We start from the raw sequence: 23,606 nt of genomic DNA, 5'->3' as shown, positions 1-23,606 counted from the left end.
CGACTATGCGCTGAGCGCGCCTGGGGTCGTCTTGGGCCGCGCCCTATATCGACATGACCCGACAATGCTCGACGCTGACCGCTTTCCGCTGCTGGTCCAGCTGAGCTGGCAGGGCTTTCGGGCCTACCTGGACAATCCCGTCATCCTCGCATCGCTTCCAGGCAAGACCGCAGTCGAGCAGGTGATGCGCGCGGTCACTGATGGCGGGCTCGAGAGCGTGCTGGACGAGCATTTCTGGCTCCGCAAATCCAAGGTCGACCCGAATGGGCTCATCAAGGATCTCTCCGTTGCGCTGGCGGCCAATGTGGGCACTTTCGCTTTCAAAGGCGCGCGAAAGAAGGACCGAATCCGGATTCGCTGCCATGCCGCCGTTCCGTTCGGCGGCACAGAGCGCGAGGCCCTGCAACAGGACACGAAGACGCCGGACGAACCGCCACCCGCCCGATCCGAAGAAATCCGCAGCGCGTTCAACACACCTTTCTGGCCTCATGTCCTGGTGACCACCTCGGTGGGTCAGGAGGGGCTCGATTTCCATAGTTGGTGCGATCAGTTGGGACATTGGGATCTCTGTTCGAGCCCGGTCGATCTCGAGCAGCGCGAAGGCCGTATCCAGCGTTTCGGTGGCTTGACCGTTCGCCGGCCGATGGCGGAGGCGATTGGCGAACGCGCCCTGCGCCAGGCGCGGGATGACGGGGCGTCCCCTTGGGATATCGTGGCGCGAGAGGCGGGTAAGACTTATGGCGACGACAGCGGGTTAAGCCCGTGGTGGACGATGCCGGGAGCCGAGTTGAAGCGCCACCTGTTCGCCCTTCCGCAGAGCCGCGACCTAGATCGTTTCGCGCGCCTCCGAAGCCAACGCCTGCTATATCGGCTCGCACTCGGGCAGCCGGATCAGGAGGATCTGGTCGATATGCTGACCGATCATGATACGGCGGGTGGGGAAGCGCTGAAAGCTTTGACCCTCGATCTCTCCGCATTTTCTCAGCGGCGGCAGGACTGAACTGAAGCCGCCCTTTATTCGAACTCACTCTGCAGGACGATGAGATTCGTGTCGTCGATGACGTTGCAGTCGAGGTTGCCGGTGAGTAGCCGCGCCAATAAGCCAGATGCTCAGGCCCACGTCGATTTGAGGAACTGCGTCAACGCGTTTCCACCGGTCAGTTTCATTATGAAGGCTGGCGCGGGATCGGGGGAAACGACGTCCTAATCAACGCCCTTTCAACTGTTGTCTCGACGCATGGCGAGAAGCTTCGAAAGTCTAAACAACGCGTCGCCTGCATCACCCACACGGAGGTACGGCTTGGATGGCGGGGCTCGTGTACACCAAGCGACTGTAAAGTACTGCCCGCAGTCGGCTTCGAGGCCGATCAAAATTCTGTTGGACCGGTGCTGTCCTTCGCTGAGAGGACCTACGTGGCATCGAATGGGTCCCGCGCAGATCGTATGCCCGCTGCCGAATAAGCGGCGGGCATCGAACCAAACCGCTTATGATAGGCGGTCAGAGACGGCATCGAGCGATCTTTCGAAATCAGCCCTGTCGAAACCCTGCCTTCGCGGGCATGCAGTGCACGTAGCGAGGCCAACATCTCCTCATCTGTAATGCGGGAGCCCATCGGCCTGCCGAGGCGATTGGCTACGCGAGGCTGACCGATTAACTCGCAGGCATTCGATAGAGAGCCAAAGCGCTTGTAGTAGTTAGACGCCTTATCGTGGCCCAAGGTCCCATCAATCAATTGGTGAGAGACGCGCCCGTGGCGATCAACGACGGTTCTCAGATCTTCAAGCATCTGAGCATTGGTTCGATGGCGACGATAGCCGGGCACGCCTCGGAGATCCGCAGCTCGGCGAAAGTCGGCTTTGGATATGATTGGCTCGAAAACCTGTCGCTTGATCCATTGGTTTTCTGGATTTGGGATCGCTGCTTTGTGGAATCGCTTGGTCGTTTTGCCAAAGGTGACGACGCCAGTAAGAAGTTCGCAGAGCAAAACGTGCCGGATACGCTGGTTCGTCCATGGCGATCCGTCGATCCAGGTATCGCCGCGTCGGTTCAACGCGCAGGCTACCGCTGAGGGCCGAAGCCCCTTGACGAGCGTCATCCGGAATATCCGCCGCACCAAAGAGACTTCACTCGGGATGCCACGCGTGTGTCGCACCGTCTGGTGAGGACGGCTTTTTCGCTCGCCGCGTTCGAGCTGCCGTCCAAACGATCCGTCAGGATTCACCTCGACCCGACCAACCCCGATCGGACAGGGCGCGCCGGAGACGAAGCCCAGGTCCGCCATATGCAGCTTTGCGCGCGACACCCTTCGAGACAAGTCGCGGCTGTACTCGCCAGCCATAACGCGTTTGAGCTGCTTCATGATCGATCCGGCGGGATCGTCGGCGAACCCTTCAGTGCAGTATTGGACACGCACGCCGGCCTGCCGGCACATGAACTCGTAATGCGCCGCTTCGTCGGGGTCCTGATATCTGCCCCAGCGACTGACATCGTACACGAGGACCGCATCGAAGCCGCACCGACCGCCTACGACGTCCGACAACAGGTCGGCTAGCCCGGCGCGGCCTTTCGCCGTCACGCCGCTTTTGCCGGCGTCCCGGTAGGTCTCAACGACTGTGTAGCCGTGAAGAAGCGCATAGTCGCCAATGGCGTTGGCCTGATTATCGAGCGAGTATCTCTGGCTTTCTGTCGACATGCGTAGATATTGAGCCGCCAATTTCATATCGATCTCCGGACGATCATCATCAGCCAAGGCACGCTGCACATGGCGAACGAGACTATGGCCCGGCCCCGTCGGTCGCTCTCTTCCTATGATGGAGGGGATGACGTGTCCGACGCCCTGGAAGCGGCAGGTGCGATGTTCATCGACAACCTTTCGCCTGAACACGGCGCGCTCTTCGAGAGCGTTCTCGAACCTTATGTCCGGGCGGCAGAACAGCTCGGCCCCGACGCGGGCGTACCGGAGATTGTCGCACTGGCAAAAGAGCTGGCGCTTCGAACGACGTGAGGTCCGCGACAGCTGGCCTCTTCTAGGGGCATCAGGCGGCGTCCGTTTCGGCTTGAGGTTTGGTCTCGCAAATTACCATCGACGAAGATGCGGTTCGGTTAGCGAGCGTCCATATTTGAGCAGGCCTTGCTATCGCCCCCTCCCAGAGCGCCACGGCGCGCGGGGGCGAAGCTGCGGAAGACGCAGGCCGGCGGGCCGCATCGAACTCGACGCGGCTCACTCCACCGGCCTACTTCGCCAACCGGCCGATCAAGGGCGCAGGCTGCGCATCGGACGCTTGGCAGAGGCTCGGACCCGCCCTTCGCCACCAGCGGCGCACCGAACTCGGTGCGTTAATCCTCGGCGGCGACGGGTGGGACATCAATGGGGTTTGCGGGGTTCCGTGGTTCGCTTCGCCCGCGCCGCCCGTTTGACCTGTACGGTTTCTTTTTCTTCCGGCGGGACCATCGGCTCTCGCGGCTCCCAATCGCTCATGCCCTGCAACACGAGGTCGGCATGTTTGATGGTGTCCACATGGCCGTAATGCTCCTGGATCATCTGGACGGACGTGCCCATCTGCTCGGCCAGCAGCAACTCACTAACGCCTTCGGTCAGGCGAATGGTGGCGTAGGTATGCCGGAACGAATAGGTCGCGCGTAGAATGCCGGAGGGGCCGACACGCAGGTTGGCGTTGTCCAAAAGATCGGCGATATGCATCTTGTAGAGTGTGCGTTCTTCTTTGCCGGTGGCGCTGCTGAACACCGGCGCTTCCAGTGCGGTGCTCACCGCGATCGCGCGGATACGGTCGAGATATTTTCCGACGTTGCTGGTCGGGGCGACGAGCTGGCGCGACTTGCCCTTGCCGCGCACGGATAGCACCGTCACCGGCTGGCCGTTCTTGTCCGTCGCCTCGGTCACGTCGCGCCAACGCAGGTTGCGCGCCTCGGAAGGCCGCATGCCCGTGTTGCACATGATGAGGACGAATTGATAAACCATGTCCCGATACCAGCGGGCGGTCTTGGTCTTCGCCGCCGGAACCCATTTGGTGCGGGCGTGGGTGTGAAGGCGGCGATATTCCTCTAGGGTGAATGCATCGCGGCGCTGCTTCTCCAGCGACGGCATTCCCTCGATGCGGTGATGAGGTGGGGCTTCCTGCTTTGAAATCGCGTCATTTATGATGGCGCGGTAGATCTTCATCTCGAAACGGATGGTGGCGTCGCTGACGATTATCCATTCCGTCGGTTCCGGCTTGGGGTTCGCCTCGGGCAGCTTGTCGACCCGGCCAAGTTTTTCCTTTGCCTTGGTTTCGGCGACCTCTTTAGCGGCAAGGCGTTCGGCCGGCGTCATCTGTCGCACATTGCCGTGGCGTGTCATGCGCCCCTGACCCAGCGACCGTCGCCAGGACGGATAGTTCTGCCAGCGGTCCAGCGCGATCAGGTCGATCTGCGTCTTGCCGACATAGGGGTTGAGTTGGTTCTTCACGACGGACTCGATGAGTTTCACTCGGCCGAGAGTGATCTCGCCGCGAAGAGCGCGCAGTTTCTGTTCGGCGATGTAATCCTTCGCCACCGCCGCAAACGGGCGGTTGAACACCGGCAGATTGCGCTTCAACGCAAAGCGGATTTCGCTTTCGTGGTCGTAGGCCAGGGTGCGCGCCGTCGTGATGTCCGGCGTCTTCAAGGCGATGGTCTTGTAGCGTGTCGCCTTCGGTAGCCGAATGCGGCAGTACCAATCCCGGGTCTGCAAATCGCCGCGCCGGAAAATGACCAAACCGGGTTTCAGGTCTTCCTTGTCCGTGACAAACGCCATGACAGCCTCCATCGTCGTGCAGGTTTCGTGCACATCGCGGCGCTAAGTCATTGATCTGCCGTGACGTGCATACATCGTGTAGCGATATAATAGCAAGTAATGTTGTTTGTTTCTAGTGGTTTAGCGTTTGCGCCTTATCCCGGCGGGAGAGGGAGCTGGACACACTCGAACAAACCGGCAACATCCCGTCATGACCGACTCAGACACCTCGGGCCGCTGCGGCTGGTGCGGGACCACAGACCCGCTCTACATCGCCTATCACGACACCGAATGGGGCGTGCCGGAACGCGACCCCCGCGCCCTGTGGGAGAAGCTGGTCCTCGACGGCTTCCAGGCCGGCCTCGCCTGGATCACCATCCTGCGAAAGCGCGAAGGCATCCGCGACGCCTTCGGCGGTTTCGACCCCGAGATCGTCGCCCGCTACGACGAGGCCGACATCCAGCGCCTGCTGGGCGACGCTCGCATCATCCGCTCACGCGCCAAGATCAACGCCGCCATCCGGGGCGCCCAGATCTGGCTTGAGATGCGTGAAAACGGAGAGGACTTTTCCGAATGGCTCTGGTCCTTCGTCGGCGGCGAACCGATCCACACCCCCTTCGCCGACTTCCGCCAGGCCCCGACCCAGACCGAACAATCCGTCGCCATGGCCAAGGCCCTGAAGAAACGCGGCTTCAACTTCTGCGGCCCGGTCATCGTCTACGCCTTCATGCAGGCGGTGGGCATGGTCAACGACCACCAGACGACCTGCTTCCGACATGGGGAAGTCCGGGCGATGAGCCTCTGACGCCAAGGTCTGGATTCAGGTCTTGTATGATGGACGGAGATCGAACCGTTAGCGACTTTCGGACTGTCCGCTTTGGGCGAGCGGTGTGGCGGCGTGGGAGTCCCAGAATGCCTCCATGAATGAACGAAACCATCCGCTGTCCATCCCCATCGACCGGCTTCCCTGATCGAGGGTGGCGAATACCAAGCCCCACGGCGACAGGGGGCCGAACCCATGCTCGCAGTAGACGATCAAGGTATCTGACTCCGCTTCGTGGTCGAACACGACCCAACCCTCGAACTGCTGTCCAGGAGTTCCGTAGTCCCAGTCGAGGGTAACCGGACGTGGATCGACAAGCCCGTGAAGAACGGCCTGCTTAACGCTGTCGTCTGTGAGGACTGATAACTCACCGGCGATCAGGCGAGCGATACTGGCTGGGGGTGTCGACATATTTGAAGCCTAACCCCGCAAAACGCCAATGTCGCCTTTCCAGTCATCGGCGACTTCCCGAGTGTCCAATCTCGGACCGGCGCATGGATCATTATCAATTGTTAAGCTGTAGCGATCGGTAAAGTCTGTCACGCCCCGCCCATGACAATGAAGAAGCAGATTCCCACCCTGTTCGCCGCAGTGACGGCGGCTGTGTTTGCCTTGCCCTTGGCTGTGCAGGCTTCGGATGGCGACTTCACGCCTTGCCGCGACGCGGCCGTCGGCGAAGCGCTGGAGGGAAGCCTCTGCGCGACGATGCAGGCCCCGCTGGATCCGGCTGTAGCGGACGCCGGTCAGGTCGATCTCTTCGTGCGCAAATTTCCTGCGCGGGGCCTCAGCAAGGGGGACGTCTGGCTGATCGCCGGAGGTCCCGGCGAAGCGGGCGTCAGCTTCTATCCATTGATCGATCGTCTTCGAACCGCGTTCCCCGGCTACGACCTGATCATCCCCGATCACCGGGGAACCGGCCTTTCGAGCCGGCTGTGCGTTGAGGAAGAGGCGGAGACCTCGCCCGGCGGTTATCAGCTGGAAGGGGCGGAATGGAAGACCTGCTTCGATTTGCTCAACAGCCGGTCGGCGTGGACGCAGGCCTTCACCATCACCAATGCCGCGCACGATCTGAACGGCCTGATCGGCCAGGTCTCGGCGGGCCGAAAGACGGTCCTTTACGGCGTCTCCTACGGCACCCAGCTGGTCTTGCGCTCGCGGGTCGTGGCGGACCCTGCTCCGGTCGACAGCATCATTCTCGACTCCCTCATCCCGCCTGAAGCCGATGAGGTATGGGACCTGAGCCGACGTTCCCAGGTCGTCGATGAGGTCGGGCGCCAGGTCCTGGCGGATTGCGACCAGGACGCCGACTGTCGGCAACGCCTCGGCGGGTCGGCGGTGGACGCTCTGAAGGCGCTCGAACAGGATCCGGAGATCGCGGCGAAGTTCCCAGGCGGTCGCCCCAAACTGGTCCTCGGCGCCCTTCTGAACAGTCAGGACGCCCGGGCGCTCATCCCAGATGTGATTGCAGGCGCAAGGGTCGGCGACTGGTCGAAGCTGGAAGAAGCGAGAGGTCGGCTCGCGCGCTTCGGAGCGCCTTTCGAGGCTGCCCAGGCCGCCTCCTCCATCCCTCTGGTCTCCCTGATCTCGGCGTCTGAGAACAACGCCCGCCCCAACCTGACCCGCGATATGGTCACGGCCGAGGAAGCCGAATTGCTGTTCACCAGCAGCATCCCGTCGCAACTGATCGGCGGGGCGTCGCTCGCCTATCCGCGCGACGCCGCCTTCGGCGTCACCCCCCGGTCCATGCCGCCCGTTCTGGTGCTCCAGGGCGATATGGATCCGAAGACCCCCTATGCCGGAGCCCTCGCGCATGCCGAGCAGCTCTCCCGTGCGGGCGTCGTCAGGTTCGTGCGTATTGAAGGCGCGCCGCACTTCGTCTTGCTGACGGCTGAGGCCTGCGCGGTAGAGGAGATTCAGGCCTTCTCCGCCTCGACTAGCCCCGGCGATAGGACGTGCGCCAAGTAGGCGAACCAGACCGCTCCGCAAAACGCCTAATGCTCCGCTTCCGTCACGCCCAGGTTCGTGCGATGGCGGGCCATGGCTAAAGCCCCCGCGAATCCGAAAGCCTTCCCCACTCTCGCGCTCGAGACCGTGCTGATCCAGCGCGTCAACGGCCCCGTCTGCGGCGTGGACGAGGCGGGGCGCGGGCCGTGGGCGGGGCCGGTGTCGGCTGCGGCGGTGATCCTGAACCCCGACGATCTGCCGCGGGGCATCGACGACTCAAAGGCCCTGACCGAAAAGCGGCGCGCCGCCCTCGAACCCGAAATCAAGGCCCGCGCCGTCGCCTGGGGCGTCGGGTTTGCGTCGGTGGAAGAGATCGAGGAACTGAACATCCTGCACGCCACGGGCCTGGCCATGTGCCGCGCCATCGAGGCCTTGCAGGTCCAGCCGGTCGCGGCACTGGTGGACGGCAACTATCGTTTCAAACTCCCGTGCGAGATTCAGACGGTGGTGGGCGGAGACGGCCTGTCCCTGTCCATCGCGGCGGCGTCGATCCTGGCCAAGACGGCGCGGGATCGGCTGATGATCGAACTGGACGCCCAGTATCCCGGCTACGGCTTCGCCGGACACAAGGGCTACAACGCCCCCATTCATCAGGCGGCGCTGAAGTCATTGGGTCCCTGCCCGGCGCACCGACGCAGCTGGTCGCCGATCAAGGCTTTGCTGGAACAGGTCTGAAGCGCGGACCGGCGCGTCAGATGTGCATAAAGCCGCCCAGCAAGGCGCCCATCAGGGCGGCCACGGCGGCGCCCGCCAACATCATCATCCAGTGCGGCGGCTGACCCAGACTGGGCTCGACGTCATCCTGAGCGGTCTCGGTCGCCGCCGGCTCGCGCCGTCCAAACCGTTCGGCGTTGTGCGGATAGATGCGCGAAGCCAGCCGATCCGACGAAATCTCCACGACCGGTTCAGCCGATACCCATGACTTCGGCTCCGGCGCGGACCGCAGGCGGTAGTCCTCTTCGCGCGTGGAGGCCGGGGTTTGAGAGACAAGCGGTTGCATGTCTCCTCAACGACATCGACTGTGTCGGGTTCCCGACACAGTCTGCGAAAACCCATTTGCAATCAGGCGGCGGCCGACAGTTCGACCGGGCGATCCGTGACGACGAACAGGTGTTCGACGTTCTTCAGACGGCCCACCTGGCCCACCTTGACGCCCTTGGGATTATGGATGCCGATCCGGGCGCCGACATAGCGGGGGTGGATGATTTCAACGACCTGCACATGGCCGCGCGACGACAGCATCTCGACCAGGTCGGCCCGGCTCAGATAGCCTTCATCATTGAAGCTGACGATCAGGTTGGGCGCGCGCACCCGTTCGATCACCGTCCGCAGCGCCGGGCCGATGCCGGGGCGGCTGTTGAAGGCGCTCTTGCGGGTCTTCACGTCCACCCGCTTGTTGGCGATCCCATAGGTTTCGGGCCGGTCCCACAGCACCAGGCTTTCCCAGCAGTGGTAGTTGGCCAGGTAGGAGTGCTGGTTATACGGCGGGTCCAGATAGACGAGGTCCGCCTCGACCTGTTCGGCCATTTCGACGGCGTCGCCCTGGGTCGCGCGGCACGGCGACCCGACCGACGGCAGCAGGTCCGGCAGGCGCAGCTCCAGCGGCTTCAGCGCGCGCGGCGCCCACTGTTTCATATAGGCCATCTGCACCCCGGCCGTGGAATCGACCCGGTCCGCCGCCTCCATCAGACTGACCAGGACGATGGCCTTCAGCTCGGGTTCCAGCCCCATGGCCTCGATCCGGTCGCGCAGGGCGTCGATGCGCGCGCCATTGTCGGGATGGAAATAGCGGGCGTCGTGGCAGAAGGCCTGGGTGAACCAGCCGGCCTGCGGCGTCACCGTCCGCAGTTCGGCCAGCACCGTCTCCGCCCGTTCGACCCAGCGCTCGCGATCCGCCTGGACATAGGCGGTCGCCAGGATGTGGGCATAGGCGTTGTGGTCGTTGGACCAGACCTGAAACCCCTGTTTCTTCAGCGCATGACCGACGCGGGCTGTGCCTGAAAACAGATCACAGACCTGGCCGCCCTGCGGCAGAAGCCCCGTCACCACGCCGGTCACATGCCCCAGCAGGGCGCGTTTGGAGCCGATGTATTTGATCATTCGGGCCGCCGATTCATCGGCGCACAGTAGCGTTATAGTTCGCCCGCGCCAGCTTTCCGCAAAAGGACCGCCTCAGCCCTTCTTGCGGCCCTTGGCCTTAGCCGCCGGCGCATGGGCGAGACGCAGCAGATTGGCCGCGCCCGGCGCCCCGAAGGGGGTGCCGGCCAGGATCAGGATGCGTTGGCCGGGCTCGGCCAAACCGTATCGGACCGCCCCTTCCACAGCGTCGTCGGTGACGGCTTCCAGCGAATCGGGCTGATCGCCCAGGCGCGGCTCCAGACCCCACACCAGAGCCAAGCGGCGGGCCGTATTCGGATTGGGCGTCAAGACCAGGATCGGCTTCAGCGGCCGCTCGCGCGCCATTCGCCGGGCGGTGCCGCCCAGGGTGGTGAAGACCACCAGACAACCGGTGGACGGCGCATTGGCCGCCATGGCCGCAGCCCCGACCAGGGCGTCGACGTCATGTTCGTCCATGCCGGCGTGTTCGGCGCCCATCAGCTTGGGCCACATCGGATCGCGTTCGACCCGCTCGATGATCCGGCTCATGATCTCGACGGATTCCAGCGGATAGTCGCCCGAGGCAGTCTCGGCCGACAGCATCAGGGCGTCGGCGCCCTCATAGACCGCATTGGCCACGTCGGTGGCCTCAGCCCGCGTAGGCGAAGGGGCGCTGGTCATGGATTCCAGCATCTGGGTCGCCACGATCACCGGCACGCCGCGGTTTCGGGCCGCGCGCACGATCTGCTTCTGCGCCACCGGCACGTCCTCGGGGTCCAGCTCGACGCCCAGGTCGCCCCGCGCCACCATGACCCCGTCACAATAGTCGAGGATGGCCTCCAGATCGGCCAGGGCCGCCGGCTTCTCGATCTTGGCCAGGCAAGCCGCCTGACCGTTCACGATCCGCTTCAACTCGGCCATGTCCTCAGGCTTCTGCACGAAGCTGAGCGCCACCCAGTCCACGCCCTGACGCAGGGCGAAGGCCAGGTCCTCGCGGTCCTTGGGGGTCAGGGCCGAGACGGGAATGACGGCCTCGGGCACGGCCACGCCCTTGCGGTCCGACAGTTTGGTGCCGCTCTCGACCGTCACATCGGCCCAGTCATCGGTCCGGTCGTTGACCCGCAGCCGCACCCGGCCGTCGTCCAGCAGCAGCAGCATGCCGGTGCGCAGGGCCTTAAAGATTTCGGGATGCGGCATCTGCACCCGGGTTTCGTCGCCGGGCGTCGGGTCCAGATCGAACCGCATCTTGTGGCCCGGCCTGACCGCGATCTCGACATCCTTGAACCGACCCAGCCGCAGCTTGGGCCCCTGCAGGTCGGCCAGTACGCCCAGCGGACGCTGAAGCGCCATCTCGGCGCCGCGCACAGCCTTCAGGGCGGCGGCGTGATCTTCGTGCGTGCCGTGGCTGAAGTTCAGGCGGAAGACGTCCACCCCCGCCTGGGCCAGGGTCTTGACCGTGCCGGGGGCACGGCTCGCGGGACCCAGGGTCGCGACGATGCGGGCGCGGCGGGCTCTGTTCATGGGGACGTTTCCTGTTCGCTTCTGAGGCCGCCCAAATCACGCCCCGAAGGGACGGTTGGACGATTTGTCCCCTTCTGCCGATGAAACGTCCCCGACGTAAGGTCACGCCCCCGCTGGGAAACACGAGTTTACGACGCGAAACAGGAGTTTATCGCGCCGGGGTCGTCTCCGTCACGGGACAGTCGGCCACGGCGAAGCCGTTCAGGTCGATGCAGCGCCCTTCGACCTTGGGCGTCGCCACCCCGATCACATGCGCCAGGGTGGGGGCGATGTCGATGGTGCGGATGGGCAGGAAGCGTTCCTCGCCGGTCGCGCCTGGCCACCAAAAGATGATCGGCACGCGACGATCGTATTCGAACGGGCTGCCGTGCCCGGCCAGGGTGCTTCCGACCCGGCCGCCTGCATTGACGTTCTGGGCGAAGGAAAACTGGATGTCGGGCGACCGCTCGGCCACGGTGGACAGGCGCATCCGCTCGCGCAGGCTCATCATTTCGGGCTCGTTCGTGGCCGGCAGGGGTTCGGCCAGCAGCCGGTCGCGCGTTTCTGCAAACCCCACGTCCGGCAGAGCGCGCAGCAGTTCGACGGCCGCCTCGGCCACCTGGGTCCGCAGCGGATCGGGCAGCGACCGATGCTGGGCGTCGGCCACCATCAGGCCGCTGCCGCCGGCCTGAAGCGGATCGGCGTCCAGATTGAAACGGGCCTTCAGCGCGTCGTTCACGCCCTGGATCGCGGCCAGATCGGCGCGGCGCGCGTGGGGATAGCCGTGGTCGTGCAGCCGCTCAACAAAGTCCGAACCGCCATGGTCCGCCGTCAGCACCACCAAGGCGCCGCCGGGAACCTGGGCCAGCCGGTCCAGGAACTCGCCCAGGGCCGTATCCAGCCGCAGCATCTGTTCGCACATCTCCGGCCCCTGGGTGCCGAACATATGGCCGATCCGATCCGTCGCCGATAGGCTGACGCCCAGCATGTCGGTCGCCGCCCCCTGCCCCAGCTTTTGGGTGTCCAGCAGGTATTCGGCGGCCTTCAGCGTCTGCTCGTCCAGCAGGGGCGAGGTGTCGAACTTCAGCCCCGCCGGCGGCAGGGTGGAATGGAAGGTCTGGCCGCGAATGGTCCAGTCGCCGGCCAGGGCGCGGCACTGGTCATTCGTGTAATCCCAGGCGACGGGCGCCAGGCTCATGCCCAGGCGGAAGTCGCGATTGAAGTCCGCGACCGGCGCCAGCTTGGCGTCAGCCGTCTCGCCCGGTTCGACATAGGTGGTCAGGCCGAAACCCTCGGTGAACCAGAAGGCCCGGCCCTGATGGCCGGCCAGGTTGATGGCGCCCCGATCCTTGCCGGAAACCGCGAACACCTTGCTGTCGGGACTGACGGTCTTCAGCCAGTCGCCCAGGGTGGTGGCGCGCAACTGTTCAGGCCCGACCGGGCCGTTGTCGGTGTCGTCGCGTCCGTGGGCCAGATGGTTCTGCGGCGCGGCCAGGCAATAGACATCCTTGCCGGTCTTGCCGTCGATCCAGTCGTTGGCCGGGATGCCCGCCTCGCTGGGATGAACGCCGGTCAGGATGGTCGCATGGCCGGGGCAGGTCTCGGTCAGGCCGTGGGTCTGATAACCGTTGATCGACACCAGACCCTGGTCCGCCATCCGGCGCAGGCCGCCGGTGTAGCGGCCGCGATACTGGTCGAACAGATTGGCGCTGAACTGATCCACCACGATGGTGACGATCAGCTTGGGCGGCGTCAGGGCAGCCGTGGAGCTTTGTGGCGATGCTTGAGCCTGTCGCGCCATCGCCGGCATTGCGACTCCGACCAGCGAAACAGCGGCCAGGGCCGCCAGGGTGATGCGCGACAGGGGCATGGGCTTACTCCGGAAACAGGCGTCGGGGTCTAACGGGCCGGGATTGCAACAGCGTGACAGCCGCAGCGCGTGGGATTTTCAGTGCGCAGGCTTGGCCCGCAGCCGGCCCAGTTGATGCACCAGCAGGGCGATCAGGCCGCCGATGATCACGCCCATGAGCGCCGACCCCAGGGCCGTCACGAACCAGCTGACGATTCCTTGCAGAGGCCCCGTCGCGGCCCCGACCGCATGGGCCAGATGCTCCAGCGGTTCGGCCGGCCAGTGCAGACCCAGCGTATGGGTTCCGTGAACCAGAATGCCGCCGCCGACCCACAGCATCGCCGCTGTCCCGATGATCGACAGGGCGTCCATCACCACCGGCATCCCCTTGACCAGGCCACGCCCCAGGGCTCGCACCCCGCCGTTCGGCCGCTCGGCCAGATGCAGGCCGATGTCGTCCATCTTCACGATCAGGCCGACCGCGCCATAGACGGCGACGGTCATGGCGATCCCGACCACGGCCAGAACCGCCGCCTGGGTGAGGATCGGCTGGGCGGAGACATCGGCCAGGGCGATGGCCATGATCTCGGCCGACAGGATCAGGTCGGTGCGAACGGCGCCCGCCACTGTCGTCTTTTCCAGGGTCGCAGGATCGCCTTCGGCAGGGGCTTCGTCGGCATGTCCGCCATGCCCGAAGGCCTCCATCAGCTTCTCCGCCCCTTCGAAACACAGATAGGCCCCGCCGCACATGAGCAGCGGCGTGATGGCCCAGGGGGCGAAGGCGCTCAGCAGCAGGGCGGCCGGCAGGATGAATATGAGCTTGTTGCGGAACGACCCCAGGGCGATCTTGCCGATGATCGGCAGTTCGCGGCTGGGCGACAAGCCGGTGACATAGCGCGGCGTCACTGCGGCGTCGTCCACCACCACGCCCGCCGCCTTGGTCGAGGCCTTGCCCGCCGCCGCCCCCACGTCGTCGATCGAGGCGGCCGCCATCTTGGCGATGCCGGCGACGTCGTCGAGCAGGGCGATCAATCCGGACGGCATGGCGTTTCCTTGAAGTGTGCGCCGCAACAGACGGCGAGCCTCCGCCTAAGACGCACGGAGCCCTTTGTCGAGCCGGCCCGCCGCCTCAAGGGCAAAAGCCCCGCCGGCTGAGCCAGCGGGGCTTTTTTCGAACGCCTCTCGATGGATTTTAGAACTTGCGACCCACCCCCACGGAAACGACCCACGGGTCCAGATCCACTTCGCTCTTCAGAGCGCCGTCATTGACGTCGGCGTCGACACTGACCCACACCTTCTTGACGTCGATGTTAAAACTCCACGGCCCCTGGATGCCGATGTCAGCGCCCGCCTGCAGGGCGTAGCCGAAGCTGTCGTCCAGATCGACCTTGAAGCCGTTCTTGTCCTCGCCGCTGTAGAACAGCATGTAGTTCACGCCCGCGCCGACATAGGGGCTGAAACGGCCCTCGGTCAGCGGACGATATTGCAGGGTCACGATCGGCGGCACGACCCAGGTCTCGTGAACCTCGACGTCGGTGGTTCCGCCCTGGGCGCGGATCTCATGCTTGGTCGTGCCCAGGATCGCCTCGACCGCCAGATGGTCGGTCAGGAAATAGGTGAAGCCCAGGGTCGGCATGACGCTGTCGCCCACATCGACCTTCAGGCCGGAATCGACGCCGGCGGCGGTGGTGATGGCGTTGTCGGCGCCGGAAAAGACGTCGGTCACGCGGCCGGTGATGATCCAGTCGCCCTTCTTGGGCATTTCCCAGGCGGCCGGGCCCCCGTTTGCTTGGCTTTGGGCCAGGGCCGGCGCCGCGAAGGCTGCTGCGGCGACGGCTGAGAGGATCAGGGTTTTCAGTTTCATCTTGCTCATCCCCGACGCCCGCTGCCGCCTCATGCGACTTGTCCGAGCGTCTTGAGGGGGGAATGCGCCCACTGCCCGACCATGGCCTTGATTTAGCGCAAACCCCACTGGGGGTTGGACAATCTGTCCATTCAGACCACGCGGGCGTGGCGTTTCTCGATGTCGGCGGCGCCCGGATCAAAGGCGGCGCAGACGGCGCGAACGAACGGCCGGCCCAGATCGGTGACCGTCACGGCCGCCCCGTTCACCTCGGCCAGGCCGTCCAATTGAAACCGCAACAGCCTGGGCCAGGCCGCCGCCACTTCCGCCAGATCACGACCGCGTTCGCGGGCGATCTCGGCCACATCGACGGTGAAGTCGCACATCAGCCGTTCGATGATCTCGCCCACAAAGGCGTCGCGCGGATCAAGGGCCACGCCCCGCGCGACCGGCAAGCTTCCCTCCGCCACGGCGGCGCGCCAGTCGCGCTCCTGCGTATGGTTCTGGACGAAGCCCAGGGGGGTGCGGCTGATCGACGAGGCGCCCAGGCCGATCAGCACCGGCGCTTCGTCGGTCGTATAGCCCTGGAAATTGCGACGCAGCCGGCCGGCGCGCGCGGCGGCGGCCATGGAGTCATGCGGCAGGGCGAAATGGTCCAGACCGATGGCTTGCCAGCCCTTCTGCACCAGATACCGCGCCGCAGCCTGGCTCTGAGCGAAGCGCGCCTCCGGTCCCGGCAGATCGGCTTCCTTGATCAGTTTCTGGTGCGGCTTCATCCATGGCACATGGGCGTAGCCGAACAGGGCGATCCGGTCGGGCCGCAAGGCCACGATCTGCGCCACGGTCGTGATGACATTCTCGGCCGCCTGAAGCGGCAGGCCGTACATCAGGTCCAGATTCAGCGACGTGACCCCTTGGCCGCGCAGCGCCTCGGCCGCCCAGCGAATGGTCTCGAAGGATTCGGGCCGGTTCACCGCCGCCTGCACCTTGGGCGACAGGTCCTGAACCCCCAGGCTGGCGCGGCTCAGACCGATACGACCGGCCGCCTCGACCCAGGCCTGGGTCAGGACTTCGGGATCCAGTTCAGCGGCGATCTCGAAACAGTCGCCCAGGTCGAACCGGGCGGCCAGACCGGCGAACAGCCGCTCCAACTCATCGGGTGGCAGCATATTGGGCGTGCCGCCGCCCAGGTGGATCGAACCGACCCGCACGGGGCGACCGATCCGTTCGAGCACGAGATCGGCTTCCTTCAACAGGAGATCGACATAGCTGCTCATGGGCGCGACCCGGTTCATCGCCCGGGTGTTGCAGCCGCAGTACCAGCACAGCCGCTTGCAGAAGGGGATGTGCAGATACAGCGACACCGCACGATCAAGGGGCGCGGCGCCCAGCCACGCCCCCCAGTCGGCGGCCCCGACGGCAGGCGTGAACTGCGCCGCCGTCGGGTAGGAAGTATAGCGCGGCGCGTGGGCGTCGTAGCGGGCGATAAGCTCGTGCGTCGCCAGAACGGCAGGGCGCGCGCCGGTGGGGCTAGAGAGGGACATCGACCTCTTTCGACGCATCGACCGACAAGCCCTCATCGCCCTCGTCGAACAGGTGGAACTCGTGCCACAGGCCGTTCAGCACGCCGAAACCGACCGCCAGTCCGACACCCAGGATCCAGGAAAAATACCACATGACTTGATGCTCCTTGAGCTCAGTAGAGGTCGGGGTTGGTCTTGAGGGCTGCGGTCGAGGTGCGGCCCCACAGCACGGAATAGACCCAGCTCGTGTAGATCAGGATCAGCGGCAGGAAGATCGCCGTGCAGATCAGCATGATGAACAGGGTCAGTTGGCTGGACGAGGCGTTCCAGACCGTCAGGCTGGACTGGGGATCGATCGAGCTGGGCAGGATGAAGGGGAACATCGAGACGCCGACGGTGGAGATTATGCCCACGGTCGACAGCGACGAACCGCCGAAGGCCAGGGGCGCCGAACGAAGCCACATGCCCGCCAGACCCACCACCGCGCCGACGAAGCCCAGAGTCGGGGCGATCATCATCCACGGATAGCGGCTGTAGTTGTCCAGCCAGGCGCCGGGCGCGGCCTCGACCGTGGTGCGCAGCGGGTTGGAGAAGCCCTGCACGTCGACGGCGCCGGTGATCCGGAAGCCCACGCCGCCGTAGGCCATATAGAGGCCGCCCGCCGCAAACAGGACCAGGGCCAGGACGCCGGCGACCGTGCCGAACAGACGCGCCCGATCCAGCACGGGGCCTTTTTCAGCCTTGATCGACAACCAAGCCGCGCCGTGCAGCACCAGCATGGCCACCGACAGCAGGCCGGCGATCAGGCTGAAGGGGGTGAACAGGCCCAGCAGACTGCCCTCGTAGAAGGAGCGCAGGTCGCTATCCAGGCGGAAGGGGGCGCCCAGCAGGACGTTACCGACGGCGACGCCGAACACCAGGGCCGGAACAAAGCTGCCGGTGAACAGCGCCCAGTCCCAGAAGGACCGCCACTTGGGCGAGACCCGCTTGGAGCGGTACTTGAACGACACGGGGCGCAGGATCAGGGCCGACAGGACCAGGAACATGGCCAGGTAGAAGCCGGAGAAACTGACGGCGTAGACGAAGGGCCAGGCGGCGAAGATGGCGCCGCCGCCCAGGATGAACCACACCTGGTTGCCCTCCCAGGTCGCGCCGACGGTGTTGATCACCATACGGCGCTCTTCATCCGTCTTGGCGACGAAGGGCAAAAGCGAACCGACGCCCAGGTCGAAACCGTCGGTCAGGGCGAAGCCGATCAGCAGCACGCCCAAGAGGGCCCACCAGATCAGGCGCAGGGTTGCGAAGTCGATTGGAAGATCCATGGTCGGATGTCCTAAAATCTCTCTGGGTCAGGCCACGGCGGGCGCGACGGGGCGCGGGCCAGGCGATTGGGCCGGGGTTTCAGGCGTGGTTTCACCGAACAGTTCCTGCTCGTGGAACGGCCCCTTCTTGATGGCGAAGAGCATCAGCCGGACCTCGACCACAGCCAGGGCGCCGTACAGGACGGTGAAGCCGATGATGGTCGCCCACAGCTGAGGCACGCTCAGGGACGAGGCGCCCAGGAAGGTCGGCAGCACGCCTTCGACCGCCCAGGGCTGACGCCCGAACTCAGCCAGGATCCAGCCGAACTCGATGGCCACCCAGGGCAGCGGCAGGCACAGGACGGCCAGACGCAGGAACCAGCGGGTGTCATGCTTGCGCACAGTGCAGAGATAGAAGGCCGTGGCGAAGAACAGGATCATGAACATGCCGACGCCGGCCATGATGCGGAAGCTCCAGAACAGGGCCGGTACGTTCGGCACTGTTTCCCACGCCGTCTTCTGGATCAGTTCTGGCGAGGCCATGCGCGGATCGGCGACGTGACGCTTCAGCAGCAGGCCGTAGCCCAGGTCGCGACGGTGGGTCTCGAACACGCCGCGAGCGACAGGATCGGCCGGATTGGCCTTGACCTTCTCCAGGGCGTCATAGGCGATGACGCCGGATTCGATCCGCGTCTCGGCCGTGGCGACCAGTTCGAAGATCCCTTCCACCGGCTTGTCGATGGTGCGGGTGGCGATCAGGCCCATGACCCACGGCACATGAACGCCGTAGTGGGTCTCGCGATCCTTCATGCTGGGGATGCCGATCAGGGTCAGACCAGCGGGCGCGGGCTCGGTGTGCCACATGGCTTCGAGCGCGGCGAGCTTCATCTTCTGGTTGTCGGTCAGGGCGTAGCCCGACTGGTCGCCCAGGACGACGACGGACAGGGATGCGGCCAGACCGAAGGCCGAGGCCACAGTCATCGACCGCTTGGCGAAGCCGACATGCTTGCCCCGCAGCAGGTAGAAGGCCGAGACGCCCAGCACGAAGACCGAGGCGCAGACGTATCCGGCGCTGACGGTGTGGACGAACTTGGCCTGGGCCACCGGATTGAAGACCACGGCCATGAAGTCCGTGACCTCCATACGCATGGAGTCGGGATTGAAGGCGGAGCCGACCGGGTTCTGCATCCAGCCGTTGGCGATCAGGATCCACACGGCCGACAGATTGGTGCCCAGGGCCACCATGAAGGTGACGAACAGGTGGGCCGACGGCTTCAGCTTCTCCCAGCCGAAGAACATCAGTCCGACGAAGGTGGCTTCAAGGAAGAAGGCCATCAACCCTTCGATGGCCAGAGGGGCCCCGAAGATGTCGCCGACATAGTGGCTGTAATAGCTCCAGTTCATGCCGAACTGGAACTCCATGGTGATCCCGGTCGCGACGCCCAGCACGAAGTTGATGCCGAACAGCGTCCCCCAGAAACGGGTGATGGTTCGCCAGATCGGCCGGCGGGTCATGACATAGATCGACTCCATGATGACCAGCATGAACGACAGCCCCAGGGTCAGGGGGACGAACAGGAAGTGATAAAGGGCTGTCAGCGCGAACTGCAGCCTGGATAGGTCGACGACCGCGAGGTCGATCATGGCTCTAGGCTCCTTGTAGCCGGCCCCGACGACCGACGTTTCGTACGCCCTAAAACCAAGGCGGGGCGGTCGCCTTGATTTCGATCAAAGCCCCCTTGCACGGTGGATCGTAGTGGACTGATCGTCCTTGGACATTTCGACCAACGACGGTTTGTCCAATGGCCTTGGGGCCCGCCCTGAGGTTGGAGTTTGGAAATGACATCGGCGCCGATCACAGCCTCCTCCCCTGCGGCCTGGCTGAAACAGACCGCCGCGCCCTGGCGTCGGCTGACGATGCTGGCGGGGCTTCTGGCCGTCGCCGACGTGGCGCCCGCCGTCGGTTTCGCGGGCGGCCTGGCCATGACGATCGCAACCTTCGGATCATCGCCTCTGGCCGCCCTGCCCTGGCTGCTGCTGGCCGTGTTCAGCCTGATGGCGCGCGGCCTGATCGGTCAGGCGGCGGTGGTTGTCGGCTCGCGTCTGGGCCGGTCGATCAAGACGGACGTGCGTGATCGGCTGCTGGCCGATCTGTTCGGGCGCGGCGGCCGGTCCGACGACCGGCTGACCGCCGTGGTCGAGGGCGTCGGCGCGCTGGACGGCTATGTGTCGCGATTTACACCGCTGAAGATGGCGGCGGGCCTGTCGCCCCTGCTGATCATCGCCATCGCCGCCATCGCCAGCCCGTTTTCGGCCGGCATATTTCTGTTCACCCTGCTGCCCTTCATCTTCGGCATGATCCTGGCCGGAACGGCTGCGGCCGGCGAAAGCCGTCGTCAGTTCCAGGCGCTGGAGCGTCTGTCCGGCCTGTTCGTCGATCGGGTGCGCGCCCTGCCCGCGATCCTGGCCTTCGACGCCCGCGCCCGCACCACCGCCGAAATCGTCCGCGCCTCCGACGAGTTGGAGCGCCGCACCAACCGCGTGATGCGGATCGCCTTCCTGTCGTCCGGCGTGCTGGAGTTCTTCTCGGCTCTGGCCGTGGCCCTGATCGCCGTCTACTGCGGCTTCAACCTGCTGAAACTGCTGCCCTTCCCTGCGCCTGAGACGCTGGACCTGCCACGCGCCTTCTTCGTCCTGGCCCTGGCGCCCGAGGTCTATCAGCCGCTGCGGCGACTGGCCGCCGCCTATCATGACCGCCAGGCCGCCGAGTCCGCCGTCCCCGCCCTCGTCACGCCTGAGGCCGCGCCGCGGGATCGCCACATCCTGCACGAGGACGCGCCGGCGATCCGCTTCACCAAGGTCGCCATCGCCTATGGCGACGCCGCTCCCGTGATCGCCGACTTCGATCTTGAGGTCCGCCCCGGCCAGATCGTCGCCCTGGTCGGCGCCAGCGGCTCGGGCAAGTCCAGCCTGCTGCACCTGTTCCTGGGCCTGTCGCCCCTGACCGCCGGCGAGGTCGAGGTCGGCGGCGCACGCCTGAGCCAGGCGGGCGATTTCGCCGGCCAGATCGCCTGGGCCAGCCAGAACCCCATCGTCGTGCCCGGCAGCCTGGGCGACAATATCCGCCTGGCCGATCCCTCCGCCTGTCCCGGCCGCATCCTGGTCGCCGCAGGCGAAGCCGGCCTGTTCGGCGATCTGGACCGCCCCCTCGACGAACGCGGCGGCGGCCTGTCGGGCGGCGAGCGGCGGCGGCTGGGCCTGGCCCGCGCCATTCTGAAACGCGCGCCGATCCTGTTGCTGGACGAGCCGACGGCCAATCTGGACCCGGCCTCCGAAGAAGCCATGCTGGACCTGATCCGTCAGGCCACGCGCGGCCGCACGACCCTGATCGCCACTCATTCCGCTGCTGTGGCGGCCATGGCCGACCGTGTGGTGCGCCTGTGACCAAGACCATGACCAAAACCCCGCCCTCGCGCATCGGCGAACTGATCGCGGCCCAGCGTCAGGCCCAGCGCGCTCGCCTGCGCATCGCCGCAGCCGGGGGCGCCGTCGTCGCCGTGGCCGCGACCTGTCTGCTGGGTCTGTCGGGCTGGTTCATCACCGGCGCGGCCATCGCCGGGGTCGCCGGATCGGCGGCGGTTCAGGCCTTCAACTATATGATGCCCAGCGCCACCATTCGCCTGCTGGCCATATTGCGCACCGGCGCCCGCTATATCGAACGGGTCGCCGGGCACGAGGCCGCGCTGAAGGCTCTGGCCCGGCTGCGCCCGCAACTGTTCGACGCCCTCGCCGCCGCCCCGCCCGCCCAGGCCCTGGCCTTGTCGTCCGGCGAGGCTTCGGCCCGACTGGTTCAGGATGTGGACGCGGTCCAGACCCTGTTCGTGCGTCTGTCGGCGCCCTGGGCGCTTGGAGCCGGCGCCGTCTCGGCCGCGCTTCTGGCCGGCATGGCCAGCCCTGTGGCCGGTCTGATGCTGTTGCTCGCCATGGGCCTCAGCGCGGCGGGCTCGGTGCTGATCGCCCGTCGTCTGGCCGCCCCGGCCGGGCGCGAGGTTCAGATCGCCACGGGCCGTCTGAAGGATCGGCTGGCGTCGCTCGAAGCCGTCTCGCCGGAGCTGAAGGCCTATGGCCTGGACCGCTGGGCGGCCAGTGAGGCGGCCCACGCCGCCTCCGGTCTCGACCGGGCCCAGATCGCCCTGAGCCAGGCCGGCGGCTGGATGGCCGCCTGGCAGGCCACCGTAACCGGCCTGGCCGTCGCCGCCGTCGTACCCGCCACCCTGGGGGCCTCCCTGCCGATGACGGCCCTGGCCGCCCTGGCCGCCGTCATGGGGATCGAAGCCGCCGCCGGACTGGTCGGCGCCCTGCAACAGAACGGCGCCGCCGTGGAGGCCGCCCGCCGGTTGGACGCCCTGGCCTCGGTCCCTTCGCTCGCGCCTTCGCCCGCCCCTTCTGAGGCCAGCCTAGTCCTGTCGGCGGATGGCGCCCATCTGGCTCCGCAGATGCGCCTGGGCCTGATCGGCCCATCCGGGTCGGGCAAGACCACCCTGGCGGAACGTCTGGTCGGCCTGCGCGACGCCCTGCCGAACGAGGCGCGGCTGGGGGGATTGGACATCGCCGCCATCGCCCCGGACGACCGCCGCCCCCTGTTCGCCTACGCCGCCCAGGACATCCGCCTGATCGACGGCACAATCCGCGACAATCTGCTGCTGGCCGGCCCCGCCGACGATACGGCGCTGTGGCGCGCGCTGGAGGATGCGGCCCTGGCCGAACGGGTCCGCGCCGATCCGGCCGGCCTGGACGCCCGCGTCGGCCCCAACGGCGAGAGATTGTCGGGCGGCGAGCGGCGTCGGTTGGGCCTGGCCCGCGCCTATCTGCGGTCCGCGCCCTGGCTGGTGCTGGACGAACCCACCGAAGGTCTGGACCCGGCCACCGAGGTCCAGGTGCTGAGCGCGCTCGACCGGCGGCTGAAACACTCGGGCCAGGGTCTGATTGTCGTCAGCCACCGCCCCGCCCCGACTGAGTTGTGCGACCGGGTGATCCGGGTGGAAGGGATCGCCGAAGACGGCAAAATCAGCCTGAGCGCCGCGCGCCAGCTGGCGCCGGTCTAGACGGTGCTATCGCTGCCCGAGGAAACGGGGTTCAGGCTTCGCCTTCGGCGATGTCGCGCAGGCGTTCGGGCTGTTCGATCCGCAGTTCGTTCAGTGACAACAGGCGGATCACGCCGGTCGTCTTCAACTTGGTCAGGACCCGGCTGACGGTCTCGATGGTCAGGCCCAGATAGTCGGCGATTTCAGACCGGGTCATCGGCAGTCGGACCTGATCCTCGGTCGATGGCCGCAAGGGATCGCGCGTCGGCAGGTCCAGCAGGAAGGAGGCGATCCGCTCCTGGGCCGTCTTGCGGCCCAGCAACAGCATCTGGTTCTGCGCCGCCGCCAACTCGTGGGTGGCCCGATCCAGCAGGGCCTCCTCCAGCAGCGGCCGCTCGCGGATCAGGGCGCGGTAATCGGTCTTGCGGAACCGGCACAGGGTCGCATCCTCGATGGCCTCCCCCGAAAACGCATAGTCCTGACCGGTGGCCAGACCGACGAAGTCGCCGGCGAACAGGAAGCCCGTGATCTGGCGCCGCCCATCCGGCAACAGCTTGTAGATTCGCACCGACCCAGATGTGATGTTGAACAGGTGGACCGCCGGATCGCCCTCGCGGATCAGGGACTCGCCCGCCTTCAGCGACACCCGCTCGGCGATGGAGTCCAGCCCGGCCAGATCAGCCGGATCCAGACTGCTGCACACGCTGAAGGCCCGCGCGCCACAGGTCGAACACACCGAGTCCTGTCGGCGCTGGGCGCAGTCCGTAGGCAGGGATCTGAGTTCGAGCATGGTTCGTTGAGGTTAGGCCT

21 protein-coding genes are annotated in these 23,606 nt (G+C 65.8%); 7 read left to right on the top strand and 14 right to left on the bottom strand.

Annotated features, from left to right (window positions below):
* Nucleotides 1-1,000 (top strand): helicase-related protein (locus Q7J26_RS05835; RefSeq protein WP_304935558.1); only part of this gene is annotated, 1,000 nt, incomplete at its 5' end.
* Nucleotides 1,001-1,409: 409 nt separating this feature from the next.
* Here Q7J26_RS05835 and Q7J26_RS05830 read toward each other — a convergent pair.
* Complete coding sequence (locus Q7J26_RS05830; RefSeq protein ID WP_304935557.1) at nucleotides 1,410-2,750, bottom strand: recombinase family protein; 1,341 nt, start codon at nucleotides 2,748-2,750, stop codon at nucleotides 1,410-1,412.
* A 75-nt stretch (nucleotides 2,751-2,825) separates the two neighbouring features.
* Between Q7J26_RS05830 and Q7J26_RS05825 the strand changes: the two genes are divergently transcribed.
* Nucleotides 2,826-3,005 (top strand): hypothetical protein, encoded by a 180-nt coding sequence (locus Q7J26_RS05825; RefSeq protein WP_304935556.1) that lies wholly within the window; start codon nucleotides 2,826-2,828, stop codon nucleotides 3,003-3,005.
* A 360-nt stretch (nucleotides 3,006-3,365) separates the two neighbouring features.
* On the opposite strand, the gene Q7J26_RS05820 is transcribed toward Q7J26_RS05825, so the two are convergent.
* On the bottom strand, nucleotides 3,366-4,793 hold the full coding sequence (locus tag Q7J26_RS05820) for a site-specific integrase (protein ID WP_304935555.1): 1,428 nt from the start codon (nucleotides 4,791-4,793) through the stop codon (nucleotides 3,366-3,368).
* 190 nt (nucleotides 4,794-4,983) lie between these two features.
* Here Q7J26_RS05820 and Q7J26_RS05815 point away from each other — a divergent pair, with 190 nt between their 5' ends.
* Nucleotides 4,984-5,577: a DNA-3-methyladenine glycosylase I gene (locus tag Q7J26_RS05815; RefSeq protein WP_304935554.1), complete on the top strand. Its 594-nt coding sequence runs from the start codon at nucleotides 4,984-4,986 to the stop codon at nucleotides 5,575-5,577.
* A 48-nt stretch (nucleotides 5,578-5,625) separates the two neighbouring features.
* Here Q7J26_RS05815 and Q7J26_RS05810 read toward each other — a convergent pair whose 3' ends face one another.
* Nucleotides 5,626-6,006: a hypothetical protein gene (locus Q7J26_RS05810; RefSeq protein ID WP_304935553.1), complete on the bottom strand. Its 381-nt coding sequence runs from the start codon at nucleotides 6,004-6,006 to the stop codon at nucleotides 5,626-5,628.
* A 141-nt stretch (nucleotides 6,007-6,147) separates the two neighbouring features.
* On the opposite strand from Q7J26_RS05810, the gene Q7J26_RS05805 reads away from it, so the two are divergent.
* A complete protein-coding gene (locus Q7J26_RS05805) occupies nucleotides 6,148-7,560 on the top strand; it encodes an alpha/beta fold hydrolase (protein ID WP_304935552.1) in 1,413 nt (470 codons plus the stop codon).
* Nucleotides 7,561-7,632: 72 nt separating this feature from the next.
* Nucleotides 7,633-8,274, top strand: coding sequence for a ribonuclease HII (locus Q7J26_RS05800; RefSeq protein ID WP_304935551.1), 642 nt, complete (start codon nucleotides 7,633-7,635; stop codon nucleotides 8,272-8,274).
* Nucleotides 8,275-8,290: 16 nt separating this feature from the next.
* On the opposite strand, the gene Q7J26_RS05795 is transcribed toward Q7J26_RS05800, so the two are convergent.
* The 10 genes from Q7J26_RS05795 to Q7J26_RS05750 all read right to left on the bottom strand — a co-directional run bounded on the left by Q7J26_RS05795 (nucleotide 8,291) and on the right by Q7J26_RS05750 (nucleotide 19,353).
* Nucleotides 8,291-8,599 (bottom strand): hypothetical protein, encoded by a 309-nt coding sequence (locus Q7J26_RS05795; protein ID WP_304935550.1) that lies wholly within the window; start codon nucleotides 8,597-8,599, stop codon nucleotides 8,291-8,293.
* 62 nt (nucleotides 8,600-8,661) lie between these two features.
* On the bottom strand, nucleotides 8,662-9,699 hold the full coding sequence (locus Q7J26_RS05790) for a DNA adenine methylase (RefSeq protein ID WP_304935549.1): 1,038 nt from the start codon (nucleotides 9,697-9,699) through the stop codon (nucleotides 8,662-8,664).
* A 72-nt stretch (nucleotides 9,700-9,771) separates the two neighbouring features.
* Entirely contained in the window at nucleotides 9,772-11,217 is a 1,446-nt protein-coding gene (gene pyk / locus Q7J26_RS05785) for a pyruvate kinase (RefSeq protein WP_304935548.1), read from the bottom strand.
* Between the two features lie 148 nt (nucleotides 11,218-11,365).
* Nucleotides 11,366-13,066, bottom strand: a complete 1,701-nt coding sequence (locus tag Q7J26_RS05780) for an alkaline phosphatase family protein (RefSeq protein WP_304935547.1) — start codon at nucleotides 13,064-13,066, stop codon at nucleotides 11,366-11,368.
* 78 nt (nucleotides 13,067-13,144) lie between these two features.
* The gene (locus tag Q7J26_RS05775) at nucleotides 13,145-14,089 is read right to left on the bottom strand and encodes a DUF808 domain-containing protein (protein WP_304935546.1); all 945 of its coding nucleotides are present in this window, start codon (nucleotides 14,087-14,089) and stop codon (nucleotides 13,145-13,147) included.
* A 148-nt stretch (nucleotides 14,090-14,237) separates the two neighbouring features.
* A complete protein-coding gene (locus tag Q7J26_RS05770; protein WP_304935545.1) occupies nucleotides 14,238-14,918 on the bottom strand; it encodes an OmpW family protein in 681 nt (226 codons plus the stop codon).
* 122 nt (nucleotides 14,919-15,040) lie between these two features.
* On the bottom strand, nucleotides 15,041-16,432 hold the full coding sequence (gene hemN, locus Q7J26_RS05765) for an oxygen-independent coproporphyrinogen III oxidase (RefSeq protein WP_304935544.1): 1,392 nt from the start codon (nucleotides 16,430-16,432) through the stop codon (nucleotides 15,041-15,043).
* Nucleotides 16,419-16,565 (bottom strand): cytochrome bd-I oxidase subunit CydX, encoded by a 147-nt coding sequence (gene cydX / locus Q7J26_RS05760; RefSeq protein WP_008259678.1) that lies wholly within the window; start codon nucleotides 16,563-16,565, stop codon nucleotides 16,419-16,421. The genes hemN and cydX overlap by 14 nt, the downstream gene beginning before the upstream one ends.
* A gap of 19 nt (nucleotides 16,566-16,584) precedes the next feature.
* Nucleotides 16,585-17,733, bottom strand: a complete 1,149-nt coding sequence (gene cydB / locus Q7J26_RS05755) for a cytochrome d ubiquinol oxidase subunit II (protein WP_304935543.1) — start codon at nucleotides 17,731-17,733, stop codon at nucleotides 16,585-16,587.
* A 27-nt stretch (nucleotides 17,734-17,760) separates the two neighbouring features.
* Nucleotides 17,761-19,353, bottom strand: coding sequence for a cytochrome ubiquinol oxidase subunit I (locus Q7J26_RS05750; RefSeq protein ID WP_304935559.1), 1,593 nt, complete (start codon nucleotides 19,351-19,353; stop codon nucleotides 17,761-17,763).
* A gap of 198 nt (nucleotides 19,354-19,551) precedes the next feature.
* Between Q7J26_RS05750 and cydD the strand changes: the two genes are divergently transcribed.
* A complete protein-coding gene (gene cydD / locus Q7J26_RS05745) occupies nucleotides 19,552-21,156 on the top strand; it encodes a thiol reductant ABC exporter subunit CydD (RefSeq protein WP_304935542.1) in 1,605 nt (534 codons plus the stop codon).
* Nucleotides 21,157-21,164: 8 nt separating this feature from the next.
* Nucleotides 21,165-22,817 carry an amino acid ABC transporter ATP-binding/permease protein gene (locus Q7J26_RS05740; protein ID WP_304935541.1) on the top strand — a complete coding sequence of 551 codons (1,653 nt, stop codon included), beginning with the start codon at nucleotides 21,165-21,167 and terminating at the stop codon, nucleotides 22,815-22,817.
* Nucleotides 22,818-22,848: 31 nt separating this feature from the next.
* Here the strand turns inward: Q7J26_RS05740 and Q7J26_RS05735 are convergent, their stop codons facing one another.
* Nucleotides 22,849-23,586 carry a helix-turn-helix domain-containing protein gene (locus Q7J26_RS05735; RefSeq protein ID WP_304935540.1) on the bottom strand — a complete coding sequence of 246 codons (738 nt, stop codon included), beginning with the start codon at nucleotides 23,584-23,586 and terminating at the stop codon, nucleotides 22,849-22,851.
* Between the last annotated feature and the right edge of the window lie 20 nt (nucleotides 23,587-23,606).

Source organism: Brevundimonas sp., assembly GCF_030656255.1.
GTDB lineage: Bacteria > Pseudomonadota > Alphaproteobacteria > Caulobacterales > Caulobacteraceae > Brevundimonas.
Note: the sequence above shows the minus strand (reverse complement) of the source record. Positions and strands in the feature narration are given on the sequence as shown.